Here is a 6,942-nt window from a genome sequence, read left to right as displayed (position 1 = left end):
CACTGGCCCCGGACCTCGACCACCCCGGCTCCTGGCTCGGGCGGCGCCTGTGGTTCATCAGCCACCCCCTCTCCAGCCTAGTCGGCCACCGCGGCGTCACCCACTCCCTGCTGGGCATCGCCGCCCTCGGCGCGGCCCTGTGGCTCTGGGGCGGTGTGGCGGGCGGGCTGGTGGCGGCCTTCGTGGTCGGCTACCTCTCCCACCTTGGCGCCGACTGGCTCACCCACGCCGGGCTGCCGCTGCTCTGGCCCTGGCAGCACCACTTCTCGGCGCCGGTGACGGTGCAGACCGGCGGCGCCGGCGAGACGGCGTGGGTGGTCCTGCTGCTGGGCGGGGCCGCCGTGGTACTCGCTGGCCTGGGACCGGAGCTGGTGGCCCTCGCGGACGAGTACACCCGGCCGTGGATCGATCGGGGGGTCGAGGGGTGGCGGGAGCTGCTGGAGCGCTAGAGGCGCGGACTCTCCGGCCCCGGCCCTAGCGGGCGCACGGGATCCGCCGGCTCACCGGCTGGAGGGCAGCGAGTGCGCCAACGGCTGCCCTCGGGTTGGGCGGTCAGCTCCCCGGGGTACGGGGGGCTGACCGGCGCCGGGGCGCTCACGCGGAGGCCAGGCGGTACCCCGCTGCGGCCAGTCGCTCGGCGAGGGTCGCGATATGGGCCGGGAAGACCTCGCAGCAGCCGCCGACGATGGCCGCGCCCTGCTCCACCCACTGGAGGGCGTGCTCGGCGTAGGCGTCGGGGTCGAGGTCCGTGCGGGCCTCGAGGACATCCACCGTGCCCCCCGGCTGGAGCGCGGCGACGGAGGTGAAGGCGTTCGCGTACCCGCCGAACGGCTTGCCGATCCCGGCGAGCTCCCCCATCGCCGTCGTTACCGCCTCCGGCACCGCGCAGTTGACCAGCACCCGCTCGGCGCCGGCGGCCACGGCCTCCCGGGCCGCCTCGGCCAGCGGCTCGCCGGAGCGCAGGCGTGTGCCGTCGCCGTCGTCCACCGTGAAGGCCGTCCAGACCGGCAGGCCGCTCTCCGCCCCCGCGGTGGTCGCGGCGCGCGCCTCGCGGGTGAGGGCCATCGTCTCGCAGAGGAAGAGATCGACCCCCTCGGCCTGGGCCGCCACCATCTGGCGGTAGTGGTCCAGGCAGGTCGGCTCGTCCGGCGCGAGGTCGGGGCGGTAGCTCGCCATCAGCGGGGGCAGGCAGCCGGCGATGCGCACGTCCTCCTGGCCGCTCTCCTCGCGCGCCTGGCTCGCGGCGCTCAGCGCGGCGGCGTGCAGCGGCCCGAAGAGCTGGGGATCGCCGTCGCGCGCCAGGCGCGGCGGGGTGGCGCTGTACGTGTTGGCCGTGATGACCCGGGCGCCGGCCTCGATGAAGTCGCGGTGGGCGGCGGTCACCAGGTGCGGCTCGTCGAGCATCACCTGGGCGGACCAGAGCGGCGAGGCGGGGAGGCTGCTGCGCCGCCGGAGATCCTGGCCCATGCCGCCGTCCAGCAGCACTACTTGGGGGTCTGTAGAGGTCATTGGACGTTACCTTCTCGTTGGTTGCAAAGGGCCTATCCACCATGCCCGCCAGCGCTTCGTTCCACGGCAGACCATGCACTCATCGCTGGTGGTGCAGAGCCGCTTCCTGGGGACGGGATGGATAGAGGCGATAGGTGGTTTTGATCTGGACTATAAACTGATCGTATCAAGTCCAGCCGCGGGTGGCGATCGCCGGAGACGCGGGAAGAACGACGCTGCGCACCGTGCGCCGCTTCACCACAAACTCCAGGGCCTGGGGTGCTGGTCCAATTGCCTCGTTGGTACCATGGGCATAGTCTGTCCGGATGGCGCCGCAGGAAGGCGTGTGGACCAGGAGGCTAAGCAGCTCGGCCGCATCAGGGCTAGCCTCTCGAAGCTACCTCCTAGGGAAGGTCATGGCCATTCACCTCCTCCACACCGCCGACTGGCAGATCGGCAAGGGCTTCGGCCCGATCCCCGGCGACGACGGCGCCGCCTTGCGCAACCAGCGCCTGGAGACCGTGACCACCCTGGCGGAGCTGGCCCGCACGGAGGAGGTGGATGCCGTCCTGGTGGCCGGAGACGTCTTCGATGCCCAGTCCGTCTCGGACCGCACCATCCGGCAGCTCTTCGAGCGGCTCCGCGCCTTCCCGGGGCCCTGGATCCTGCTGCCCGGCAACCACGACGCCGCGGTGGCCGAGAGTGTCTGGGATCGGGCCCGACGGCTCGGCGCGGTGCCGGAGCACGTCTACCTCGCCACCGAGCCCGCTCCCATCCTGCTGGAGGAGGCCGGCCTGGCCGTCCTGCCGGCCCCCTTGCAGCGGCGCCACGAGCCCGCCGATGTGACGGCTTGGCTCGACGCGGCCGAGATCCCCGCTGGCTATACGCCGGTGGGCCTGGCCCACGGCAGCGTCACCGGTTTCCTGCCCGCCGAGGCGGAGGCGGCCAATCCCATCGCCCCGGATCGCGCTGCTACAGCCAACCTGGCCTACCTCGCCCTGGGCGACTGGCACGGCACCCTGCAAGTGAACGAGCGCACCTGGTACGCCGGTACACCGGAGACCGACCGCTTCACCAGCAGCCATCCCGGTAACGCCCTCCTCGTGACCCTGCCCGGCGACGGCGGCTCCCCCGCGGTGGAGACCCGGGCCACCACCCGCTACCGCTGGCACCGCCTGAGCCAGCCGCTGCACGAGCCCGACGACGTGGTCGCCTTGGGCGATCGCTTGGCCAGCCTGGGCGAGCCCACCACCGACCAGGTCGTGGACCTGACCCTTCGCGGCGCCCTGACCCTGGCCGACAAGGCCGACCTCGACGAGCTTCTCGCCGCCTGGCGGGGGCGTCTGCGGCACCTGCGCGTGGACGATACCGAGCTGACCACTCGCGCCTCGGAGGCCGATCTCGCCGCTCTGGACGGCGCCGGCTTCGTCGCCACCGCCGCGGAGCGTCTACGGCAGGGGGCCGAGGCCGGCGAGCCCGCGGATGCCACGGCCCTGGAGATGCTCCTGGCCGCCTACCGCCGCCAAGGGGGAGGCTGAGCCGTGCAGCTTCAGCGCGTCCGCGTCACCAACTTCCGCAAGCTCATGGGGCCCGTGGAGATCGCCGAGCTGCCGCCTGGCCTCGCGGTCATCGGCGGCGGCAACGAGGAGGGCAAGTCGACCCTCCTCGAGGCCATCCGCGCCGCACTGTTCGAGAAGCACGGCCTGATGGGGGAAGCCGCCCGCGCCATGCAGCCGCTGGGCGCCGCCGTGGCGCCCGAGGTGGAGCTGGATTTCACCGTGGGCGGCACGGAATACCGCCTCTGGAAGCGCTTCGTGAGCAAGCCCAGGGCCGAGCTGTGCGGGGGCGGGCAGACCTGGGCCGACGACGCGGCCGAGGATCAGCTCCAGGCCCTGCTCGGCTTCCAGCGCCCCGGCAAGGGGGCCAGCAAGCTCGAGCACCACGGCCTGTGGGGCCTGCTGTGGGTGTCCCAGGGCGAGACCTTCGAGCAGCCTGTCGTCCCCAATGCCACGGCTCGCGACTCGCTCGCGGGCGTCCTCGACACGGAGGTGGGCGAGGTCCTCGGGGGTGATGTCGGCCCCCGTCTGCTCCAGGAGTTCGCCACGGAGCGCGACCGGTTCTGGACCAAGGCCGGCAAGCCGCGGGGCGAGCTGAAGGAGGCCCATTCGGCCTTGGAGCGGGCCCGGGCGGCCCGGGAGGCGGCCGAGCAGCGGCTCCACGAGGAGGCCGAGCGCCGCGAGCGGCTGGAGCGGGTGGAGCAGGAGCGCGCACGCATGCGCGCGGAGGGCGTGGTGGCGCAGATGGAAGCGCGCCAGCAGGCGGCCGAGGCGCGCCAGCAGGAGCTGGATCAACGCCGCCGGGCCGTCGAAGACGCCGAGCAGCAGGCCAAGCTCGCCGCCACCGAGCGGGCCCAGGCCCAGGAGCGCTGGCAGGGCCGGCAGACCCTGCGCGACGCCGTGGCCGATCTGGCGGAGCAGGAGGCCAACGCCGAGGAGACCGTCACCGCCCGCCAGGGGGAGGCCGAGCAGGCCGATGCCGAGCGGGACCGCCTGGCTCGGGCCCTGGAGGCGGCGGAGACGGCCCTGGACCGCCACCGCGCCCGGGAGCGCCACCTCGAGGGCCTGCGGCGCCGCCAGACGGTGCAGGCCGAGCGCGACCGGGTCGCCGACACCCTGGCCAAGGCTACCGCCGCCGAGGCCGCGGCGCGGGAGGCCCGCAAGGCCGCCGGCGCCCTGGCCGTCACCGACCAGGCCCTCCAGGCCCTGCGCGGCCAGGAGCAGGCCCTCGGCGAGGCCGAGGCCCGGCTGCAGGGCGCGGCCACCCAGATGGAGCTGGCCGTCAACGTGGCCTACCAGGTGACCGGCGAGGCCCAGGGCGACGGCACCGGCTACCGCATCACCGGCGAGGCCGAGGTGATCCTGGACGGGGTCGGGCGGATCCAGGTGCAGGCCGGCGGCGCCGAGCTGCCCGAGCAGAAGGAGCAGGCCCGCCGCGCCCGGCGGGAGCGGGATGCGGCCCTCGATGCGCTGGGCGTGGCCACCCTGGCCGAGGCCGAGGACCAGCTCGCCCGCAAGCAGGCCCACGAGCAGGAGGCCAGCAACCAGGATCAGCGCCTCGCCGCCCTGGCCCCGGAGGAGGCGGGCGGCCTGGCGGGCCTGCGCAAGCGCCTGGACCAGCTCGACGCCGAGCTGGCCGGCCTGCCCACGCCGGCCGAGGATGACCCCGATGGCGAGGCGCTAGCGGCGGCCTGCGAGCAGGCCCGCCAAGAGCGCGAGGGCGCGGAGACCGCCCGGAACCAGGCGCGCCAAGCCCTCGACGCCCAGCAGCAGACCGTCCAGGCGGCGGACAACCGCCTGACCCAGGCCCGCACCCGCCTGGAGGAGATCCAGCGCAACCGGGCGCGGTACCAGCGCCAGCTCAACGAGGCCCGCGCCGAGGCCGACGACGAGACCCTCGCCCGCGCCCTGAGCGACAAGCAGGGCCAGGAGGAGGCGGCCACGGCGGCGGCCCGGGAGGCGCGGGAGGCCCTCGACGCCCTGGACCCGGAGGCCATCGAGACGGAGGTGGCCCATGCCCGAGCCGCCGTGACCAAGGCCAAGGAGCGCGAGCAGGAGCTGGAGCGGGAGGCCGACGGCCTGCGCCGGGCCCTGCGCGAGACGGGCGACGAGGGCCTCAGCGAGCAGGTGGCCGAGCTGGCCCGCGAGGAGGAGGCCGCCGAGCGGCAGGCTGCCGCCGTAGAGCGGGAGGCGGCGGCCGTCTGGCGGGCCGCCGGGGCCCTGGAGGAGGCCGCCCGGGAGGCCCGGCAGGCCTACCTCGCCCCCCTGAACCGCTACCTGGTCCCGTACCTGCGCTACCTGTTCCCCGGCGCCGAGCCCGTGCTGAGCGACACCCTGGCCGTGGAGGGCCTGCAGCGGGGCGGCCAGGCGGAGGCCTTCACCCAGCTCAGCATCGGCGCCCGGGAGCAGGTGGCGGTGCTCACCCGCCTGGCCTTCGCGGACCTGCTCGCCGAGGCCGGCGGCGAGGCGCCCCCGGTGATCCTCGACGACGCCCTGGTCTACGCCGACCAGGAGCGCTTTGACACCATGAAGCACCTCCTCGCCCGCTCGGCCCAGCGGCACCAGGTCCTGGTGCTCACCTGCCGGCCCATGGACTATCTGTCGCTGGGGGCGGTGGAGTTTCGGGTGGGGTGATGGAATGCCAATGGGGAGAGATAGGTCGGTTCACCTCCATCGGTAGAAGAGCTTCAGGCCTTCTCGGAGGCTGTTGCGCTTGATTCTTAAGACCATAGCGCATTCCGTACTTGACATGTAGGAAGGTATTGATAAAAAATTAAAAGGGTTTTTGGGGCTAATCTTCAAAAAGGAGAGAGTAATGCCAGGAAAGCTGAGAAAAAGCCATCTGGTGGCCGGTGCGAGCCTCGCAGCTATCCTTCTGGTGAGCGGTTGCTCGACCATGCAGCCTTCCACTAGCAATGTTGTGAATTTGGAAGGCACGGATTTCACGCAATCCATGAAGAGCAATTCGCAGTGTGAGAACTATATTCTCGGCTTCATCGGTCCCTTTGGTAACAAGGATCTCCCGAAGGCTGCTTCAGAGGCGGGAATCGAGAATATCAAGTACGTGGATTACAGCCAGCGCTATTTTATACTCTTCTCCCAGCGGTGCGTCACCGTACACGGCAAGTGAGCGCTGCCCTTAAGAAACAGTTGGTCAGTTAACCAGGTAATACACGCAAACCGCGGAAATAATGGCGAGGTGATCAAAAATTCTGATGGTGCATTTGTAAAGGTAAAAGATCACCTCGCCATGGTCATTACTACTCGAAAAAAAATCCTTACCGACTAGCTAGCGAGTTCGCGCAGGGGGACACCGTAGCGGCGGCTGATCTCGCGTATCTCGGCTAGGGCCTGCTCCCGCGCTTGGCGCTTGCGGATCTCGATCGAGCGGTTAACGCTCTGCTGGGCCTTGGTGAGATGGTCGGGGTCGAGCCTTTCGAGGATGTCGTTGAGTTGATCTAGGAGTTGAAGCTGCTGTGCCTCGTGTTCCGTCATAGGGGTTCCGGCTAGACCCGTGGGCTACGTCCTTGGGATATAGGTGTGTGCAGAGCTGCTCAGCTCTTTTAGGGAGATGGGGGAGCCGGCTTATTCCAGCGCTTTGGGGAGAGTTGGCCGGTATGTTGGGCAGAGCGCTTTGGCAGCTCTAGGTTGTTGATCTTTATGGTTATCTGGTGCCGGCGAGTGGACTTGAACCACCGACCTACCGATTACGAATCGGTTGCTCTACCAACTGAGCTACACCGGCACGGATGCCTATGAACTAAGCAGTGCAGATTGTAGCCTATAAGCGCGCTTAGACCAAGCCTTCAGCGGCCGCTCGACACGGAGCGTCGAGCCCATCGGGAGGAAGGGATGCCTCGCACCCGCCACGGCTACACCCTGATCGAGGCCCTCGTGG

At 70.6% G+C, this 6,942-nt stretch carries 6 protein-coding genes and 1 tRNA gene; 4 read left to right on the top strand and 3 right to left on the bottom strand.

Annotated elements, in window-relative coordinates:
* Positions 1–449 (top strand): metal-dependent hydrolase (locus CKO13_RS09470; RefSeq protein ID WP_200260044.1); only part of this gene is annotated, 449 nt, incomplete at its 5' end.
* 145 nt (positions 450–594) lie between these two features.
* Here the strand turns inward: CKO13_RS09470 and CKO13_RS09465 are convergent.
* Positions 595–1,509, bottom strand: a complete 915-nt coding sequence (locus tag CKO13_RS09465; RefSeq protein ID WP_200260041.1) for a homocysteine S-methyltransferase family protein — start codon at positions 1,507–1,509, stop codon at positions 595–597.
* Positions 1,510–1,904: 395 nt separating this feature from the next.
* On the opposite strand from CKO13_RS09465, the gene CKO13_RS09460 reads away from it, so the two are divergent.
* The 3 genes from CKO13_RS09460 (at position 1,905) to CKO13_RS09450 (ending at position 6,174) form a co-directional block, all read left to right on the top strand.
* Entirely contained in the window at positions 1,905–3,026 is a 1,122-nt protein-coding gene (locus CKO13_RS09460) for a metallophosphoesterase family protein (RefSeq protein WP_207132171.1), read from the top strand.
* A 3-nt stretch (positions 3,027–3,029) separates the two neighbouring features.
* The gene (locus CKO13_RS09455; protein ID WP_200260038.1) at positions 3,030–5,678 is read left to right on the top strand and encodes an AAA family ATPase; all 2,649 of its coding nucleotides are present in this window, start codon (positions 3,030–3,032) and stop codon (positions 5,676–5,678) included.
* A gap of 181 nt (positions 5,679–5,859) precedes the next feature.
* Positions 5,860–6,174 (top strand): TRL domain-containing protein, encoded by a 315-nt coding sequence (locus CKO13_RS09450; RefSeq protein WP_200260035.1) that lies wholly within the window; start codon positions 5,860–5,862, stop codon positions 6,172–6,174.
* A gap of 155 nt (positions 6,175–6,329) precedes the next feature.
* Here CKO13_RS09450 and CKO13_RS09445 read toward each other — a convergent pair whose 3' ends face one another.
* Both CKO13_RS09445 and CKO13_RS09440 read right to left on the bottom strand, forming a co-directional pair.
* The gene (locus tag CKO13_RS09445) at positions 6,330–6,539 is read right to left on the bottom strand and encodes a hypothetical protein (RefSeq protein ID WP_200260032.1); all 210 of its coding nucleotides are present in this window, start codon (positions 6,537–6,539) and stop codon (positions 6,330–6,332) included.
* A gap of 174 nt (positions 6,540–6,713) precedes the next feature.
* Positions 6,714–6,789, bottom strand: a tRNA-Thr gene (locus tag CKO13_RS09440).
* Positions 6,790–6,942: the final 153 nt, after the last annotated feature.

It is taken from the genome of Halorhodospira neutriphila, assembly GCF_016584055.1.
In the GTDB taxonomy this organism is placed as follows: Bacteria; Pseudomonadota; Gammaproteobacteria; order Nitrococcales; family Halorhodospiraceae; genus Halorhodospira; species Halorhodospira neutriphila.
Note: the sequence above shows the minus strand (reverse complement) of the source record. Positions and strands in the feature narration are given on the sequence as shown.

Coding starts and splice junctions, on each gene's coding strand:
- CKO13_RS09460 (WP_207132171.1), top strand. CDS start 1,905: ATGGCCATTCACCTCCTCCACACCGCCGACTGGCAGATCGGCAAGGGC.
- CKO13_RS09465 (WP_200260041.1), bottom strand. CDS start 1,509: ATGACCTCTACAGACCCCCAAGTAGTGCTGCTGGACGGCGGCATGGGC.
- CKO13_RS09450 (WP_200260035.1), top strand. CDS start 5,860: ATGCCAGGAAAGCTGAGAAAAAGCCATCTGGTGGCCGGTGCGAGCCTC.
- CKO13_RS09445 (WP_200260032.1), bottom strand. CDS start 6,539: ATGACGGAACACGAGGCACAGCAGCTTCAACTCCTAGATCAACTCAAC.